The sequence below is a fragment of the Pseudoalteromonas sp. SCSIO_11900 genome, from assembly GCF_000576475.1.
Taxonomy (GTDB): domain Bacteria; phylum Pseudomonadota; class Gammaproteobacteria; order Enterobacterales; family Alteromonadaceae; genus Pseudoalteromonas; species Pseudoalteromonas tetraodonis.
This window is the reverse complement of record NZ_KK070023.1, coordinates 2,317,265-2,334,951: the sequence shown is the minus strand read 5'-3', so window position 1 is coordinate 2,334,951 and position 17,687 is coordinate 2,317,265. Positions and strand designations below refer to the sequence as shown.

Sequence of the window (17,687 nt, the reverse complement as noted above, 5' to 3'; positions counted from 1 at the left end):
TTACCCCTAGATAGAATATTTTAAGTTAAAAGAAACGTAATCTCGGTCAGAGAAAGTGTTGGTGTCGCCACCACCCCAAAATGAGTTGTAACTTACATCTAAAGACCATGCATTTTGGTAATTAAAGCTCATAGTAGCACCTAGTGACTTACGATCTTCAATAAATAAGAACATTGGATCAGGCGTATTACCATTAACATCATGCGAGAACACAAAACGAGGTGAGAAGTTAATACCATTGTAAATATTAAAGTAATCACCTTTGGCAATTAAGCGATAACCCCAAGACGACGCCGTAGCAAACGATTTTTGCTCAGGACCATTTGATAAAGCCATATGCAATGCAGAATAGTCTGAACTACCTGGGCCTTGCATAATACCGCTTCGACCAGTACCAGAAACATTTAAACGCATTTCATCGTATTCAGGCATATTGTTGATGCGAACACCACCAATTTCACCGACAACTGCCCAGCTATCAGCACCTAATGACGGGCCAAATAAATGCGTGGCCGTAAACTGTAATTGTGATGTATTGCGCTCAATATAACCTTTGGCTAATTCACCAGGGCCGACAACACTTGCAGCATCACCTTTACTCATTTGCGAAATACCCGCAAATTCAGGGCGTAAGCCGGCAATCGCTAATTGCTCAGGCATAGCTGCATAAAGTAATTCTACGTCATCGATTTGTAGTGGTTCGTCTTCACGGAAAGTGAATTCACCTGCAAACGCGGTTTCACCCAGCGAGGTATTAAAACTCAAACCATATAGTTTAATATCTTCAGGGTATTCGTTTGTCGCTTTAGCAAATGCTGTTAGGTCAGAGACGTTATCAGAGGTAATTTCAGTGGTGTCAATCATGGCTAAATCTTGTTGCAATGATGCTTGCGTGAAATTAGATACGCGGCCCGAAATAAGAGGACGGCGGCTGTGATAATTTACATGATAAAGTGCCACTTCTGTATCGTTCCACTCTGGCAAAAACATACCTAAGCGCAGACCATATTGACCGCCATCATCAGGCTCTGTTTTACCGTTATCGCCTTTACCTTTAAGCGCAACTTTAGTTGGATAAGCTAAATACGTATTTGCAAGCAGTTTTTGGCCGTCAGCACTTGTTGGGTCAACGCCTTGTGCAGCGGCTGCTTGAGCAAAGGTTGCGTAAAGGTTATTAAGGCTGTCTGTTAAAAACGCTAAGTCAATATCAGGGTTTGAAGTAAAACCAAGCTGTACATTTTGTTGATAACCGTTTTCAGCCGCAAAATCATTGGTAGAAAAATAAGTCCCTGCTGCAGGTAAACGTGTTTCATGCCATTGGTATTGATAAAAGCCCTCTAAGGTCATGTTTTCTGTAAGCCCTAACGAGGCCCACAACATACCAACCGGAATAAACGCTTCTTTTAGTTCAGCACCTGGTGCTTTTAATCGGTCAATATCAACCGGATTTACGTTAATACCATGAGAGATTAATGTACTTTCCCCCCAGTTAACCACTTGTTGACCAACTCGAATAGAAAGCGGGTTTTTGCCTTCATTTAAATCAAAGTTTGCCCACACATACGCATCAAGTAAACGAATGTCAGCACAGCTTTGCTCTTTAGTATCATCATCATCACACGGATCTACACCCTGACCAGATGTTGGATTAACGTAGGCACGATCGCCGTCCATTAATTCAAAATCATAAAAATACATAAAACGAGTAAATAAGCCGTAGTTATCTTTACTTATTGATAGGTCATGCGTGCCTTTTAATAGCTTTGAAAAAGTTTCGCCGCTATTAAAGTTTAAATCGCCTGCATCCCCATTATTTGAGTAAGAGCCCGGTTGAGCCCAGACATCTTGAGATGAATAAATTGTATTGATTGCTGGGTTATAGCCAGTCCAATCGAAAGATGGGTTATTACTTTTACCAATGAGGTTAAAGTCACGGTCTTCTACGCGAATACTTTGCCCATAAGAAAAAGTAGAGTCGAAAGCGATATCAAAACCGCCTACCTCAAATGTTGCAGCCTGTGTCTGTGCTGCTGATAAACCGATAGCCGCAGCTGTTAAGCCGAGTACTATTTTATTTTTAACAAAAAGCGATCTTCTTATCATTTTGGTTCCCCCCTGTCGCGGGTATTTTTTGTGTGATCAAGTTATTGTTTTTAGTGTAATCGTAACGATAGAAGCGAATTAAACAAATTACAAATGGTCGCCTTCAATCAGTTATAAGTTTTTTATTTGTTTAACGTTTACGTATTGGTAAGACGTCATACCAGATAATTTATACACGTAAATTAACAATAGAACAAATCGAAATTAACAAAAAGGCAATATTTATGTATATCTATATCACAAAAAACAACAGCTAGGCTACTCGTTCGAGACGGATGAACTTGTTTTCATTACTTAAAATAAGTCTAAACCGACCACGAATACCTAAACTAGACATGAAGGGCCGAAGATAATGCGCAGCAAAACGAATTGTTTTGCCGCTATCAGCTGTTACTTGAATAGAGCTATACCGGCCATGGTAATAATCCATGCACTCGTTATAGCCCAAATTTATATAAAAATAATGTTCTATCATCATTTATTGTAAGGCTTTTTCAACCTTTTCAAATAAATCATCGCTTAACCCTTCTAAATTCGAAAGGCGTTCTAATTGCGCTTTCATTGCGCTGGCACGGGTTTCATCATAACGGCGCCATGACATAAACGGCGTTAACATACGTGATGCATTTTGCGGGTTAATCGCATTAAGCTTAATTAATAAATCGCCAAGTAATGTATAACCTTGACCATCTAAGCGATGAAATTGTGCGGTATTAAAGTGCGAAAAACTCCCCACTAATGCACGAACTCGATTCGGATTTGAAAAATCAAAACATGGATGTGTATACAAGGCCTTAATTTTCTCAATGGCATCATCAGCGCTGTTCATTGCTTGTAAAGCAAACCATTTATCCATTACTAGCACATCATGGCGCCATTGGCTGTCAAAGTGCGCGAGTAATTTATTTGATAATGGGTGCGCAGCTTTAACCACACTGCTCAGTGCGCCAAGCACATTAGTCATATTTGTTGATGCTGCTGCCTGCTCAATTAAGCTTGCCGCCTCAGCACTGTCTGTTTTTGCTAAATAGTGCAAGCAAAGTTGTTTTAAAGCGCGAATAGCCACCGCTTTGGCACTCACACTACCATCATCGGTGATAGCCTGATAACAACTTAAAAACTCAGTATATAGTTGTTTGGCAATTTGTTGTTCGAATAGCTCAATATTGGCAATAATGTCATCAACCGGAATAACGTCAAACTCCGCAGCTAAAGTATCAAAACTAGGCAGTTTTAACAGCTCAGCAATCAGCGCTAAATCACCCTCTCGTTGCGATATTAGCACCCTAAGTGCATCAATAACGGCATCGCTTAGTGGTGCATTACTAGCTGAAATAACGTTTGCCTTGAGTGCATTAATAAACAATTGTTGTTGTGCATCCCAGCGAGAAAAGTCACTGCGTGCAAAACGCATAATATGTAATAAATCAGCTTCAGTGATCTGTTGATTCAAAATACACGGTGCTGAAAAATCTTCTAGCAATACGGCGGTTGGACTGTGTTCAATATTATCAAAATGAAATGTTTGTTTAGCTTGAGTAACATTTAATACGCTATCAACCTTTTTACCTTGGTATTGCAATGCAATACTTTGGCCTTGCTGATCTAAAAGTTCAATTGCAAAAGGAATATGTAACATCGCATTATCAGGCTGATTCAGTGGCGCAAGTTGCTCTATAGTGAGCGTGAAGATTTGCGCACTTTCATCATACACTTTGGTGACGTTTAAACGGGGTGTACCACACTGATTATACCAACGCTTAAATTGTGATAAATCAATTGATGATGCATCACTCATTGCCGCAACAAAATCATCGCAGGTAACCGCTTGGCCATCATGACGCTGAAAATACAGTGTCATGCCTTTTTGGAAGTTTTCCTCACCCAACAATGTATGCATCATACGAATAACTTCAGCCCCTTTATCATACACAGTAACGGTGTAAAAATTATTCATTTCGATGACTTTTTCTGGGCGTATTGGGTGTGCCATTGGGCCGGCATCTTCGCTAAATTGATGAGTGCGCATCACTTTTACCGCGTCAATTCTATTTAGCGCACGAGAGCCCAAATCACTGCTAAACTCTTGATCTCTAAATACCGTTAAACCTTCTTTTAAAGATAGCTGAAACCAATCACGACAAGTTACACGATTTCCGGTCCAGTTATGAAAGTACTCGTGGCCAACAATAGACTCAATGGTGTGGTAATCTTTATCAGTTGCCGTTTCTTGATTTGCCAGTACACATTTGCTGTTGAAAATGTTTAACCCTTTATTTTCCATTGCTCCCATATTGAAAAAATCAACGGCTACAATCATATAAATATCAAGGTCATACTCTAAATTAAAACGTGACTCATCCCAAGCCATCGCTTTTTTAAGCGACGTCATAGCATGCTCTGTTTTTGGTAAATTTCCTTTATCAACAAATAACGCTAAGGTGACGTCTTTACCACTGCGAGTTGTATATTTATCGTGTAAAACATCAAAGTCCCCTGCCACTAAAGCAAACAAATAACTTGGCTTTTTGAACGGATCTTGCCATTTTACAAAATGACGCCCATCTTGCGTTTCGCCACTGTCTACTTGGTTACCATTAGAGAGTAAATGCGGAAATGCCGTATCGGCAATAATAGTGACATCAAAAGTTGAAAGTACATCAGGACGATCCATGTAGTAGGTTATTTTTCTAAACCCTTGCGCTTCACATTGAGTACAATAAGCGCCTCCCGATAAGTACAATCCCTCAAGTGATGTGTTTGTTTGCGGTGAAGTTTGCGTCACTATGCTTAGCTGACATTCATCAGGCAGATTATTAATGATTAATTGCTGATTTATAATTTTATAATCTGTGAGCTCTGCACCGTCAATCGATAAAGAGATCAGGGTTAAGTCGATGCCATCTAATACCAGGGGGGCATTTGAATCACCCACGCGTTTAAGCGTTAATAAAGCATTTACTTGAGTCGTTAATGGCTGTAAGTCGAAAGTCAGCTCAGTATGCTCGATTGAAAAATCGGGGGCTTTATAGTCTTTTAAATATTCTGCTTGAGGTTTTTGTAGTTCAGTCATGATCACTCCAAAAAAATAGCCCCTTTTAGTGATAAAAGGAGCTACTTAAATTAAGCCGTTTGCTTAGGCTTGATACGCAGTATCTTAATACCTAAGTAAGCATAAATAACGGCTAAGAAAGGATTTATAAGGTTGAAAAATGCATATAGTGCATAATCAAACGGATTGATTAATAGGACACTTTGCATATACGCACCACAGGTATTCCATGGTATGAGCGGGCTGGTAATTGTGCCACCATCTTCTAGTGTGCGTGACAAATTAACCGGCTTTAACCCGCGCTTTTTATATTCTTCTTTAAACATACGCCCGGGTACAACAATAGCAATATACTGATCTGCTGCGATAATATTGGTACCAATACAAGTAGCAATAGTTGAAGCAATTAATGAACCGGTACTTTTTGCGATTTTAAGAATACTTTTAACAAATATATCAAGTAGACCCGTTTTTTCCATAATCGCACCAAACATAAGTGCCGTCATGATCAACCATGTGGTTGTTAGCATGCCTGACATGCCACCGCCACTGAGCAACGAGTTCATTTTTTCATCACCGGTACTAATAGTAAAACCGTCAAAAAAGGTGGTCCAAACCAGTTTAAAGTAACCAACAAACTCGCCTTGAGTCATATCTATTTGGTTAGCAATTAAATCAGATTGAAATAACAATGCCCATACAGCCCCTATTACAGCGCCAATAGAAATAGCCGGAAACGCTGGCATTTTTCTTATTGCTAAGACTAGTAACACAATTAAAGGCACCAACATTTCTAAACCAATATTAAAGTTTTGTAGAAGAATTGATGTTATTTCATCAATTTGACCCGACTCGCCTGCCGCGGTGGCATTGAAGCCCATAAATACAAAAATGATTAATGCAATCACAAAGCTTGGAACAGTTGTCCATAACATATGGTGAATGTGTTCAAATAAATCAGCGCCAGCAACAGCCGGTGCTAAATTAGTTGTTTCTGACAATGGGCTAAGCTTGTCGCCAAAGTAAGCGCCTGATATAACTGCACCGGCGGTAACTGTCGGCTCTAGGCCAAGTCCAGAAGCAACGCCAAGTAATGCGACACCTATGGTCGCTGCCGTGGTCCACGAACTACCAATACTCATTGCTACAATGCCACAAATTAAACAACTCGCGGCGTAAAACCAGCTAGGGTTGATAATTTGTAAGCCGTAATAAATCAAGGTCGGAACCGTTCCTGATAATAACCATGTTCCGATAAGTGCCCCCACCATGAGTAAAATTAAAATAGCGCTAAGAGATAAGGTAATTCCCTCAATCATTGCATCTTCTAATTTTTTCCATGTGTAGCCATTTTTTAAACCAATCAGTGCTGCAGCAAAAGTTGCAAACAGTAATGCAATTTGATTCGGGCCTGATGATGAATCATCGCCAAATAAGTACACGGCGGCACCTAACAAACAAATTAATACAGTAATTGGAATGAGTGCATCAAAAAGTGTGGCACTTTTAAGTGGTTTTTCTTCAATGGGCTTCAAAATATAGACTCCTACACACATTCGATGCATGTTGATTATTTTTATTAGCACGTACGCGCATTTATTGAGCAGTGTTGATCTAGCTCAACTTTTGGTAATCCGCGATTATAACAATTTAGCAAATTATCGATAGTAAAAAAGGCGCCTAAGCGCCTTTTTTTTAACGAGCAAAGCCTTAATTAGCGCTTAGCCATACGACCGTATCTAATATAATCTTGCGTTATTAGTGCCGCTTCTTCAAGGAATGGGTCGAGCTTTTCAATCACCTCTGGTACATCGTCAAGGTTTTCTACTGGCTCTTTACCTAAACGTTTTAAGCGCTCGTTAGTACGAGCTAATGCACGTGCCTCATTTTCTTCTTTTTCTTTAATACGTTTTTTCTCAACTAAAGAAATCGTTTTACGATCTTTTTCTTCGTTGTAACGGGTAATATCTTCAAATACATAATTAAATTCAGGCTCTGTTTTAATTCGCTCATCATGTTGTTTTTCAAGATGACTGATGACCGGATCTAAACGCCCTAATTGTTTATACTGTGCTTTTACTATGCTATCCCATGGCAATGCATTGTCTTGTTTGCTTTCGCCCCACTCAGCTGGGTCAATGGCAGATGGGAACGTAATATCTGGGATCACACCTTTATGCTGCGTACTGCCGCCGTTGATACGGTAAAACTTAGCAATGGTGTATTGCACACTGCCTAGCGGGTTATCGTATAAATCATAAGCGCGTGCGAGGCCTTTATGCTGCTGCACAGTGCCTTTACCAAAGGTTTGTTCACCTATGATAACTGCGCGGCCATAGTCTTGCATTGCCGCTGCAAATATTTCAGATGCAGACGCGCTGTATCTATCAACAAGTACCGTCAGTGGGCCATCGTAATAGGTAATGCCATCACGGTCTTTTTGCTCTTCAATGCGATTATTTAATGTATGAATTTGTACCACTGGGCCTTGATCAAAAAACAAGCCTGACAATTGCGTCGCTTCATATAGCGAACCACCGCCATTTTGACGTAGGTCTATAATAATACCGTCAACTTTTTGCTCTTTTAATTTAGCAAGTTCTACTTTTACATCTTTAGAAAGGTTGTTGTAAAAACCAGGGATTTCAATTACTCCAATCTTACTGGTTAGATCCGAATAGCTGGCTTTAAATACTTCTGATTTTGCTGCTCGGTCTTCCAGACGAATTTTATCACGGGTAATCTCAACTACCTTTGGCGTACCGTGAGCATCAGCACCCTTTAAATATTGTAAACGTACTTTAGTGCCTTTAGGCCCTTTTATAAGATCAACCACGTCATCTAAACGCCAACCAATAACATCAACAAACTCTTCGCCCTCTTGAGCCACACCAATAATGCGATCATCGGCTTTAATCTGCTCAGATTTGTCTGCAGGGCCTCCTGGAACTAGACTACGAATAACCGTGTAGTCTTCATCAGGCGTTAATACTGCGCCAATCCCCTCAAGCTCTAAGTCCATGTCCATTTTAAATTGTTCAGCACGTCGAGGTGACAAGTATGAAGTATGCGCTTCAATACTGCGTGCTAGCGAGTTCATTACAATTTGAAATGCGTCTTCAGATTTTGACTGAACAAGGCGTTTTTCTGCGTTTTTATAGCGCTTAGTCAACACCTCTTTAATGCCTGGCCAATCTTTGCCAGTCATTTTTAAACGCAGTGCATCATATTTTACCCGTTCGCGCCAAATTTCATCAAGCTCAGCTTGAGTAATTGCCCACGGTGAATCTTCGCGGTCATAAAAATATTCATCTTCTTCGTCAAACGTCATTTCGTTTTCAAGTAGTGACAGTGAAAATTCATAACGTTCAAAACGGCGTTTAAGGCTTAAGTTGAAAATATCAAACGTAAACCCTAACTGACCGCTAAGAAGCGCGTTATCAAAACGGTTACGATATTGTTCAAATGAGTCTATATCGCTTTTTAAAAACACGCTTTTATTAAAATCAAGGGATTCGATGTAACGATCAAATACTTTACTCGAAAGCTCATCGTTAAATCGAACGGGTGTGTAATGTGAACGAGTAAATAGATTAGCCACTCGTTTGCTGGCTGTACCGTGCTGACTTTCTTGTTTTAACAAGGGTAAGTCTTCTAATGTTACCGGTTCTACTGCAGCAAATAACGAACCTGAAAACAGCGCAGCAACTAACGGAATGAGCGTAAACTTTTTACTCATACACAACTCCTTAATTTTTTTCGCAACTTAAATAATGTATAAGCTGTCGGCTTTGGTTTTTACTTGCATACCTGTCACTAGTTCAACGTGAACATCGTCTTTGTTTACTTCAGTGATTACTGCATTAACAAGTGCTTGGCCAAGTTTAACTTTAACCTTGTTATTAACCTTGACCTCGCCTGCAGGTAAAGGTTCAACTTTTCCTGAACGCTTAGGCGCAGCGGCTTTAGCAGGTTTTGCTGCAGCTGATGGATTTTTAGCTGAATGCGCTGGCTTCTTCTTAAAAGATTTTGCATCTGAGTCTTGACGTGGACGTTGCTGCTTTTTGCGCTTTGCCATTTTAGCACGGCTTTCTTCCAACGCTTTTTGTGCGTGGTCGATATGCTCTTGCTCAACTTTCTCGCCTTGATTTCCGTCAAGATCAATACGGAACTCAGATTTAGTAACCGCTTCAAGATAACGCCAGTTAGATGTGTATTTTCTAAGTGCTTGGCGTACTTGTGTTTTACTAACTTTTTCAGACCCTTCAATACGCTCAGCGATATCTTTAAAGATACCTACTTTAAGCGGCTGAATGCCTTCTTTTTGTTTAAAACATTGTGGAAATTCTTGGTATAAGAACTCCAATACTTCATTAATATCTTTTAGCTTGTTTGTGGTTTCCATTTTAGAACCTATTTAATCACATCTTTTCATCAAGGGCAGAATCAACATAGTGGATGCTCCAATCAACTAACTCTTCAAAGTCAGTTTCAATCACAGCCATATCACCACGTAAATGTTCCCAAATACCATTTATAATTTCATCAATTGAATCACAGTCTAAATCATCAGGTAGACGATCCCAGGCCATGTGAATCAAAGTATTGAGCGTTTCCGCTACATGTTCTTCTTCACCTTCCCAATCACCTACATCTTGAACGGCGAATAGGTAATCTTGAACATTTAGCAAATCTTTCATTACAGGCTAGCCTCTAAGCATTTTACAAGTGCTTCAAGCCCTGCTTGATCATCAGTATCAAATCGGCCAATACTTGGGCTATCTATATCAAGTACCGCAAATACACAGCCATTTTTCATGATAGGTACAACTATTTCAGAATTTGACGCCGCATCACAGGCTATATGACCGTCAAACGCATGCACATCTGAAATTAATTGGGTTTGCTTGGTTGCCGCAGCAGTGCCACATACCCCTTTTCCTACCGGAATACGAATACAAGCTGGATTACCTTGAAATGGACCAAGTACCAATTCAGTTGGTGAATCCATAAAATAAAAGCCCGCCCAATTCACATCTTCTAAAGAGGTAAATAACAGCGCGCTAATATTTGCCATATTGGCAATTATGTTTGATTCACCGCCTATCAGCGATTCAGTTTGCTTAACTAATGACTGGTAAAAATCGTGCTTTTGCATACCAAACTACTTCTTATTAAACATACAGTAGCTAAAGGTACTCTTTGTCACTAAAAATTGAAACCTTTTGCGGGTAAAAAAAAGGAAATTACATAGTTTTACGACACACTTGATTAAATATTCTGCAATTAGCTTTGTACCGATTTACGCAAGCCACATAAAAACAGTCCTGCAGCAAATCCCGACATCACACTATTGATTAAAAATATCTCGCCAGTAGTCGCACTAAGCAGATAGCTAAAAATAGCGCCACCCAGTAAGCCAAGTGTTAATACCCCAGAATAATTCACCTTAGAATACTTAAACATAAGTAAGTAGCCTGGCACCACAAACGCAGCCATTGTTAACCCTACAATGTGGGCATTAGCAATGGCCGTCATCAACAGCCCTAAAAAGATAGACACCGCGTCACCACGCATAGTCAATGCGTAATATATTCCTAGCATACTGCCGATTAAAACAGGAGATAATAATGAAAGTGCGACGCTTTTAGCAAGTTGATGTTTCATAGTAAGAACCTTAAATACACAAGCATAAATTTTATTTCTTAGCATGCCCTAAGCGCTGTAGCTTATAAATAGAGACTATGGTCGTATTTTTTAACTAAATATACTTGGTTTTGAGGTTAGGTATAGCGAAAATTAGACACAAAAAAGCCCGCTAATAAGCGGGCTTTAATATAATGGTGGAGAGATAGGGATTTGAACCCTAGAGGGGCTATAAACCCCTGCCGGTTTTCAAGACCGGTGCATTCGACCACTCTGCCATCTCTCCGAAAGTGCATAAACTACAAGTAAGAGAGTACTCATAGTTGTTTTAATAAGGTGGTGGAGAGATAGGGATTTGAACCCTAGAGGGGCTATAAACCCCTGCCGGTTTTCAAGACCGGTGCATTCGACCACTCTGCCATCTCTCCGCACGGCCTGAATAATAGGGAAACCCATGGGCTTTGTGAAGCTTTTTTTTCAATTATTTGTTCAAGTGATTAAAAAACAACTAATTTGTTTAAACATAAAGCAAAAGAGCAATTCCTATACGCCGAGTGAACTTTTATTTAAATTTAATTGTCTATTGATCTACAAAGGTTTGCCCAAACACATAAGAGTTGATAATCTAATTTTAGTTAAATTACAGGAACTACTTAGTTTCACTTACAGGAGCTCTACAATGGCATTTAATCAATCGTACAATACTGCAAAGCCGGTAATGTCGACCATTGAAACAAACAAAGTGCTTAAAAACACTTATTTTCTACTTGCAATGACACTTGCATTTAGTGCCGTCACCGCTGGTATTTCAATGGCACTGCAATTACCTTATTTCATGGGACTAGTGTTCACTCTGGTTTCGTTTGGCCTTCTTTTTGTTGTAAACAAAAAGGCCGACACAGCATCTGGTGTATTTTGGGTGTTTGCGTTTACAGGATTAATGGGCGCTGGTTTAGGCCCACTCCTTAATCACTATGCGCAATTACCTAATGGCCCTATGCTAATTATGCAAGCGCTAGGTTCTACAGCGTTAATCTTCTTTGGTTTATCTGCTTATGCACTTAACACTAAAAAAGATTTCTCGTTTATGGGTGGTTTTTTAACTGTGGGCTTAATTGTGGTTATCGTGGCAAGTATTGTAAATATTTTCCTAGGTAGCTCTTTAATGTTTATGGTACTAAACGCAGCCGTGGTATTAATCATGTCTGGCCTAATTTTGTTCGATACGAGCAGAATCATTAATGGTGGCGAAACGAATTATATCCGCGCAACGGTTTCTTTATACCTGAGCGTTTATAACTTATTTACGTCTTTACTTGCGTTACTTGGCGCAAATAATGACTAATTAAATAGTTCTGTTAAAATAGCCCCTTTATTGGGGCTTTTTTATTGGAATAGTTTTGGCACGCTTTGTACTTTCTTTACATACTCCACCATCGGATCACGATACCACACAGCGTATTGTTAAATTTGCTCACGCCTGTTTAGCACAAGGGCATAGTATTGATGCAATATTTTTATACCAAGATGCTATCTATCATGCTTCTACGCATTTTGAACTTGCCTCAGATGAGCTCAATTTATCCTCACTTTGGCAACAGCTAGCCGACAAAAATATTAATTTAATGCTGTGCGTTACGGCAGCTGAAAAGCGTGGCTTAGATATGCAAAATACTGGTGTATTCGCTGTAGCGGGCCTCGCTGAATTTGCTATGTTAGCCAGTGAAGCAGATAAATGGATACAATTTAAATGATTAATGTACTCGTTATTAGTCAATCAAGCCCATTTGATGACATGCATATTCGCGATGCACTCGATATGACGCTTATTTTTGCCGCAGTTGATCAAAATATAAGTTGGTTGTTTAGCGGTCCTGCGGTGCTAGCTCTTAAAAAAAATCAAAGCCCGAATAGTTTGGGGCTTAAAGATTTTTTTAAAAATATTAAAACCCTAGAAATATATGATGTTGACAATATCTACGTGTGTGAGAAGTCACTCATTGACTACGGTTTAAGTAAAAATGAGCTACTTATTGAAGTAAAAACCGTTAACTTTAATGCCCAAAAACAGTTAATTCAAAATCAGCAGCACGTGGTAACGCTATGAGCACTTTACATATATTTTCAAAACCACTGAATTACTACAGTGCAAACAGTCTCGATAATCTGATTATGCTAACAGACTCGGTTTTATTAGTGGGTGATGCCTGTTTTGCTAAAGGGCAATACAGACAATTTGCCGATTCGCTTTATATTTTAAAGGACGATGCAGCGGCGCGTGGTATCTCTTTAAATTTGAATGATAAAGCGATTAGCTATGATGAGTTCGTTACCCTAAGTTTATCATCTAAACAATCAATTACTTGGTGATTTATGCTGGAATTTAATAATCAAACAATAGACACAGATAAGCAAGGTTACCTGCTAGATCATACTGATTGGTCTAAAGAATTGGCCGATGTTATTGCACAACATGAAAGCATTATATTAACCGAACAGCATTGGGAAGTTGTTAACTTTGTGCGCGCATTTTATCTTGAATACAACACCAGCCCGGCAATTAGAATGTTAGTCAAAGCGATGGCTAAAGCGCTCGGTGAGGATAAAGGTAATAGCATGTACTTGTATAAACTTTTTCCAAAGGGACCAGCTAAACAAGCCACTAAAATTGCGGGCTTACCTAAACCTGCACGGTGTATTTAATGAAACAAAAAGCTAAAAACACGTCATCTTCAACAAGTAAACGCAATACAGGTCGTACATATTCGCGCAGTGCTGTAAAAAAGAGCCCGATAAAAAGAGCAATTAAGCCACAGATAGCCCAAAGCGATAAAAAAGTTATTTTATTTAACAAACCTTATGATGTCCTTTGCCAATTTACAGACGAGCAAAATAGACAAACACTGGCTAATTTTATTCCTATTAAAGATGTTTATGCTGCGGGTCGCTTAGACAGAGACAGTGAAGGCTTGTTATTATTGACCAATTGCGGGAAATTACAAAATACCTTAACCGCTCCTGGTAAAAAAACCAACAAAACGTACTGGGTACAAGTTGAGGGGGTGCCTACAGAAGCATCTATTGATGCGCTCAGTCAAGGGGTCGAACTCAAAGATGGATTAACCTTACCTGCACAGGTAAAGTTAATCGATGAACCAGCGCTTTGGCCACGCACTCCCCCAGTGAGAGAACGTAAATCAATTCCAACATCTTGGTTGAGTATCACTATAAACGAGGGGAAAAACCGTCAAGTTCGACGAATGACCGCACACATTGGCCACCCAACGTTACGGTTAATTCGCTATAGTATTGGTAAATACACACTCGATGGAATTGAAACAGGTCAATATAAAATCAGTGGACCACTAACCAACAGTAATACTTTACGTTAACCTTTGCTTATCTGGTATTAAAAGCAAAGGTTAAACATGCTGTGTTATTCATGCCTTCCTAAGGCAATACAATTTCTGCCCTGCTTTTTTGCATAATACAGCGCACTATCCGTTGCTTTAAAGAAATCGACATGGTTAGTTTTTTCGCCATGTTTTACCGTATGAACGCCCATACTCACAGAGAGAAAGCCAGTAAAACTATCTTCATGAGCTATCGCTAAATCTTCAATAGATTTTTGTATTTGTTCGGCAATAAAGAGCGCACCTTGATCATCTGTTTGAGGGAGTAAAACAACAAACTCTTCTCCGCCATAGCGCGCTACAAAGTCCTCAGGACGACTGACTGTTTCTGCCAGCTTTTGCGCTACGCTATGTAAACACTTATCCCCTGCAATATGACCATACCTATCATTAAATTTTTTGAAATTATCTATATCAATAATGATCATAGAAAGTTGAGTATTTACTTTTATCAGTTTTTTAAATTCAGCATGTAATTTTTCGTCAAAACGGCGTCTGTTGGCAATTTTAGTCAATGAGTCTAAAAAGGCCATATCGCTGAGTATCTCTTGGGTTTTCAAACGCTCCGTCGCATCGTTAAATACAGCAATAAATTCACTTTCTACACTAATACCTGACACTTGCATTATCACTTTCGAGCCATCTTTACATACAATTTGATAGTCATTAGCGGGAATATCGTCATTATTTTTATTTGCCTGCGCCAAAGATTCACCCCACATCGTTTGAACAGACTCTCTATAACTAGGCTCAGGATACGCGACCTTCCACCACTGTTTTAAATTAGGAATATCATCAATTGTATAACCAAATACATCTACAAAGCGTTGATTAAGCTTTAAAATATCGCCGGTTACCATACAAACATTACACACGGGCAAAGGCAAAATAGTAAATAATTTTGCATAATGGCTCAGCTCATGTTTTCGCATTGGATGTTCAGTTGCACTACTAACAAAACGCTGCTGTTCAACGTGTTTCATTTCAAGAGAAGCATTCATAGTGGCAACAAAATGCCATTCTAACCACCACTTTTCTAGCTGCTTTAAAATGACTTGTTGAAAGGGATTAATAAAGTCTAAAGAATGTTCAATGAGTCTAAATAGCGCTGAAATAGGGTTGGGTTCTTCAAAGCGGTAAGGACGAGGAACCCTAATGGTTTGATAAAACAGTTGGTAGGCTGATTCTTTAACGTTATGTGGTAATTGTTCTGCTACTAAGCAATCATCGCGCTGTACCTTTGTTGATAACTCAACAACGTAAGATTTTACCTTTTGTGCTTGAGAAGCATAATTCATATATTCATTCCATTGACTATATTATAAATACTTATTTGCGTGTTTATTCAATTTAAACTCATCTAAAGGTATTGCATAATCATTTGGTTGTAAAGGTTTGTTAATAACAATAATAAATATATTCTTTGATATTCTTTAAATAGTACTAACACCTTAAATAAACAACATTTACTCATCATTTATAACTTAAATGAGTGTTTGTAATTTAATGGCCTGACATTTGGACCTGTTGTTCTTTGCAAATTAAAATGTGTTCAAACAAAAGGGCTACAATAGCACCGCAAAATGTGTAATCAAATCGGCTAAGTAAAAATCGACTAACAAAGAGTAAATCATCCCTAACCAACATAAAAAAAAGCAACAAAATCTATTCAATAGCCCTTCCTCTCTTTAAGCACTTACAAAATACATGCTATAATCGCGGCCTTTCCAAGTTAACAGTAATCTGTATAAGCGAAATTATTCATGAGCGAAAATAGTCACATTAAAGTCATCGTTGGTATGTCCGGCGGTGTTGATTCTTCTGTATCTGCATATTTATTAAAACAACAAGGCTACCAAGTAGAAGGCTTGTTTATGAAGAATTGGGAAGAAGATGACAATGATGAATATTGCGCTGCCGCTGAAGATTTAAAAGATGCCCAAGCTGTCTGTGACAAATTAGGTATTGAACTTCATACCGTTAACTTTGCAGCAGAATATTGGGACAACGTATTCGAATACTTTTTAGCTGAGTACAAAGCTGGTCGCACACCTAACCCAGACATCATGTGTAACAAAGAAATTAAATTTAAAGCCTTTTTAGAATTTGCGGCTCAAGCACTTGGTGCTGACTATATAGCAACGGGCCACTACGTACGTCGTGAGCTCAGAGATGATAAATATGTTATGTGCCGTGGCCTAGATGATAATAAAGATCAAAGCTACTTTTTGTACACATTGAGTCATGAACACATCGCGCAAACGCTGTTCCCTGTGGGAGATATTGCCAAGCCAGAAGTGCGCCGTATTGCTGAAGAGCAAGATTTAATTACCCATGATAAAAAAGACAGCACCGGCATTTGTTTTATTGGCGAGCGTAAATTTAAAGATTTCTTACAAAAATTCTTACCTGCTCAACCTGGTGTTATTGAAGACACAGATGGTAACAACGTTGGTGAACATGAAGGCTTGATGTACCACACCTTAGGTCAGCGCAAAGGCTTGTTAATTGGTGGTATGAAAGAGGGCTCAGGCGAACCTTGGTATGTTGTAGACAAAGATGTTGAACGCAATGTATTGATTGTGGGCCAAGGTAAAAATCACCCTCGCCTTTACAGTAATGGCCTAAATGCCAACCAATTACACTGGGTAGATCGTGTTGGTCCTCAAGGAACTACTCGTTGCACCGTAAAAACACGCTACCGTCAAGAAGACCTAAGCTGTACCTTGTTAGTCGGTGAAGATGGTATGGCACGCGTATTATTTGATGAGCCACAAAAAGCGGTAACCCCAGGACAATCTGCGGTATTTTACGCTAATGAAGTATGTTTAGGTGGCGGTATTATTGACTCGGTGATCAAATAATGAATCAACACCAAGTCATGGCGCTTGCAGCCATGTGTCAAGTGGCTAAGCAAGTTCAGAAGGTTGCTCAATATGGTCGCGCTGATGAACAAGATTTATCGATTTTATTATCGAGTATTGTGCAAACCTCGCCAGCGTCCCCTGAAGATGTGTATCAAGGTGAGCATAACTTACGTGATGGCTATAAAACATTGATGGCACAACTGAGTGCCGGTGCTCAAAAAGATGTAGAAATAGTCAAATATGTGGGTGGTTTAATGCAGTTAGAGCGTGCGCTTAGTGCTAACAGTAAAAGCCTCAATGAATTAGGTAAACGTATTGATGATATTCATCGTCGTTTAGACCATTTTGCTATTACCGATGACAGTGTTGTTGCCGGTTTAGCAGATATATACTCGTCGGTGCTAAGCCCCCTTGGGCACCGAATTCAGGTTTATGGTAAACCCGAGTTATTAAAACAGCAGCTCACGCAAAATAAAATCCGCGCATTACTTTTAGCCGGAATTCGCAGTGCAGTATTATGGCGACAAATGGGCGGCAAACGTCGTCATTTCTTTTTTGCAAAAAGAAAAATTCTCGCCATAGCTAAAACAAAAATTTAATTATCGT

Annotated in this window: 18 protein-coding genes and 2 tRNA genes; 8 read left to right on the top strand and 12 right to left on the bottom strand. The window is 39.3% G+C overall.

The window, feature by feature from the left end; all coding sequences use genetic code 11:
- Positions 1-6: 6 nt before the first annotated feature.
- The 11 genes from BG00_RS10885 to BG00_RS10840 form a co-directional block, all read right to left on the bottom strand.
- Positions 7-2,103 carry a DUF1302 domain-containing protein gene (locus BG00_RS10885; protein WP_036982567.1) on the bottom strand — a complete coding sequence of 699 codons (2,097 nt, stop codon included), beginning with the start codon at positions 2,101-2,103 and terminating at the stop codon, positions 7-9.
- Positions 2,104-2,356: 253 nt separating this feature from the next.
- Complete coding sequence (locus BG00_RS17430; protein ID WP_081762920.1) at positions 2,357-2,578, bottom strand: DUF2835 family protein; 222 nt, start codon at positions 2,576-2,578, stop codon at positions 2,357-2,359.
- A 3-nt stretch (positions 2,579-2,581) separates the two neighbouring features.
- The gene (gene pepN, locus BG00_RS10880; protein ID WP_036982565.1) at positions 2,582-5,176 is read right to left on the bottom strand and encodes an aminopeptidase N; all 2,595 of its coding nucleotides are present in this window, start codon (positions 5,174-5,176) and stop codon (positions 2,582-2,584) included.
- A 50-nt stretch (positions 5,177-5,226) separates the two neighbouring features.
- Positions 5,227-6,711, bottom strand: coding sequence for a Na+/H+ antiporter NhaC (gene nhaC, locus BG00_RS10875; RefSeq protein WP_036982562.1), 1,485 nt, complete (start codon positions 6,709-6,711; stop codon positions 5,227-5,229).
- A 158-nt stretch (positions 6,712-6,869) separates the two neighbouring features.
- On the bottom strand, positions 6,870-8,894 hold the full coding sequence (gene prc / locus BG00_RS10870) for a carboxy terminal-processing peptidase (RefSeq protein ID WP_036982559.1): 2,025 nt from the start codon (positions 8,892-8,894) through the stop codon (positions 6,870-6,872).
- Positions 8,895-8,921: 27 nt separating this feature from the next.
- A complete protein-coding gene (gene proQ / locus BG00_RS10865) occupies positions 8,922-9,560 on the bottom strand; it encodes an RNA chaperone ProQ (RefSeq protein ID WP_008112041.1) in 639 nt (212 codons plus the stop codon).
- Positions 9,561-9,576: 16 nt separating this feature from the next.
- Positions 9,577-9,855, bottom strand: coding sequence for a hypothetical protein (locus BG00_RS10860; protein ID WP_036982556.1), 279 nt, complete (start codon positions 9,853-9,855; stop codon positions 9,577-9,579).
- The gene (locus tag BG00_RS10855; RefSeq protein ID WP_036982553.1) at positions 9,855-10,313 is read right to left on the bottom strand and encodes a GAF domain-containing protein; all 459 of its coding nucleotides are present in this window, start codon (positions 10,311-10,313) and stop codon (positions 9,855-9,857) included. Before BG00_RS10855 ends, BG00_RS10860 begins: the two co-directional genes overlap by 1 nt.
- Before the next feature lie 128 nt (positions 10,314-10,441).
- Positions 10,442-10,822 (bottom strand): hypothetical protein, encoded by a 381-nt coding sequence (locus BG00_RS10850; RefSeq protein ID WP_036982550.1) that lies wholly within the window; start codon positions 10,820-10,822, stop codon positions 10,442-10,444.
- A 174-nt stretch (positions 10,823-10,996) separates the two neighbouring features.
- Positions 10,997-11,087: transfer RNA gene (locus BG00_RS10845), tRNA-Ser, on the bottom strand.
- A gap of 51 nt (positions 11,088-11,138) precedes the next feature.
- Positions 11,139-11,229 (bottom strand) — tRNA-Ser (locus tag BG00_RS10840).
- A gap of 251 nt (positions 11,230-11,480) precedes the next feature.
- Here BG00_RS10840 and BG00_RS10835 point away from each other — a divergent pair.
- From BG00_RS10835 to BG00_RS10810, 6 genes are read left to right on the top strand one after another with little or no spacing between them, the layout of a single operon-like run.
- Positions 11,481-12,146: a Bax inhibitor-1/YccA family protein gene (locus tag BG00_RS10835; RefSeq protein WP_008112034.1), complete on the top strand. Its 666-nt coding sequence runs from the start codon at positions 11,481-11,483 to the stop codon at positions 12,144-12,146.
- Between the two features lie 55 nt (positions 12,147-12,201).
- Positions 12,202-12,555 (top strand): sulfurtransferase complex subunit TusD, encoded by a 354-nt coding sequence (tusD, locus tag BG00_RS10830; protein ID WP_036982547.1) that lies wholly within the window; start codon positions 12,202-12,204, stop codon positions 12,553-12,555.
- On the top strand, positions 12,552-12,908 hold the full coding sequence (gene tusC, locus BG00_RS10825; RefSeq protein ID WP_008112028.1) for a sulfurtransferase complex subunit TusC: 357 nt from the start codon (positions 12,552-12,554) through the stop codon (positions 12,906-12,908). Before tusD ends, tusC begins: the two co-directional genes overlap by 4 nt.
- Complete coding sequence (locus BG00_RS10820; protein WP_028835169.1) at positions 12,905-13,171, top strand: DsrH/TusB family sulfur metabolism protein; 267 nt, start codon at positions 12,905-12,907, stop codon at positions 13,169-13,171. Before tusC ends, BG00_RS10820 begins: the two co-directional genes overlap by 4 nt.
- Positions 13,172-13,174: 3 nt before the next feature.
- Positions 13,175-13,504 (top strand): TusE/DsrC/DsvC family sulfur relay protein, encoded by a 330-nt coding sequence (locus BG00_RS10815; RefSeq protein WP_008112024.1) that lies wholly within the window; start codon positions 13,175-13,177, stop codon positions 13,502-13,504.
- Complete coding sequence (locus BG00_RS10810) at positions 13,504-14,193, top strand: rRNA large subunit pseudouridine synthase E (protein WP_036982546.1); 690 nt, start codon at positions 13,504-13,506, stop codon at positions 14,191-14,193. The genes BG00_RS10815 and BG00_RS10810 overlap by 1 nt, the downstream gene beginning before the upstream one ends.
- Before the next feature lie 44 nt (positions 14,194-14,237).
- Here BG00_RS10810 and BG00_RS10805 read toward each other — a convergent pair whose 3' ends face one another.
- Positions 14,238-15,512, bottom strand: coding sequence for a sensor domain-containing diguanylate cyclase (locus BG00_RS10805; protein WP_036982544.1), 1,275 nt, complete (start codon positions 15,510-15,512; stop codon positions 14,238-14,240).
- Positions 15,513-15,977: 465 nt separating this feature from the next.
- Here BG00_RS10805 and mnmA point away from each other — a divergent pair, with 465 nt between their 5' ends.
- A complete protein-coding gene (gene mnmA / locus BG00_RS10800; RefSeq protein ID WP_036982542.1) occupies positions 15,978-17,078 on the top strand; it encodes a tRNA 2-thiouridine(34) synthase MnmA in 1,101 nt (366 codons plus the stop codon).
- Positions 17,078-17,680, top strand: coding sequence for a high frequency lysogenization protein HflD (hflD, locus tag BG00_RS10795; protein ID WP_008113587.1), 603 nt, complete (start codon positions 17,078-17,080; stop codon positions 17,678-17,680). The genes mnmA and hflD overlap by 1 nt, the downstream gene beginning before the upstream one ends.
- Positions 17,681-17,687: the final 7 nt, after the last annotated feature.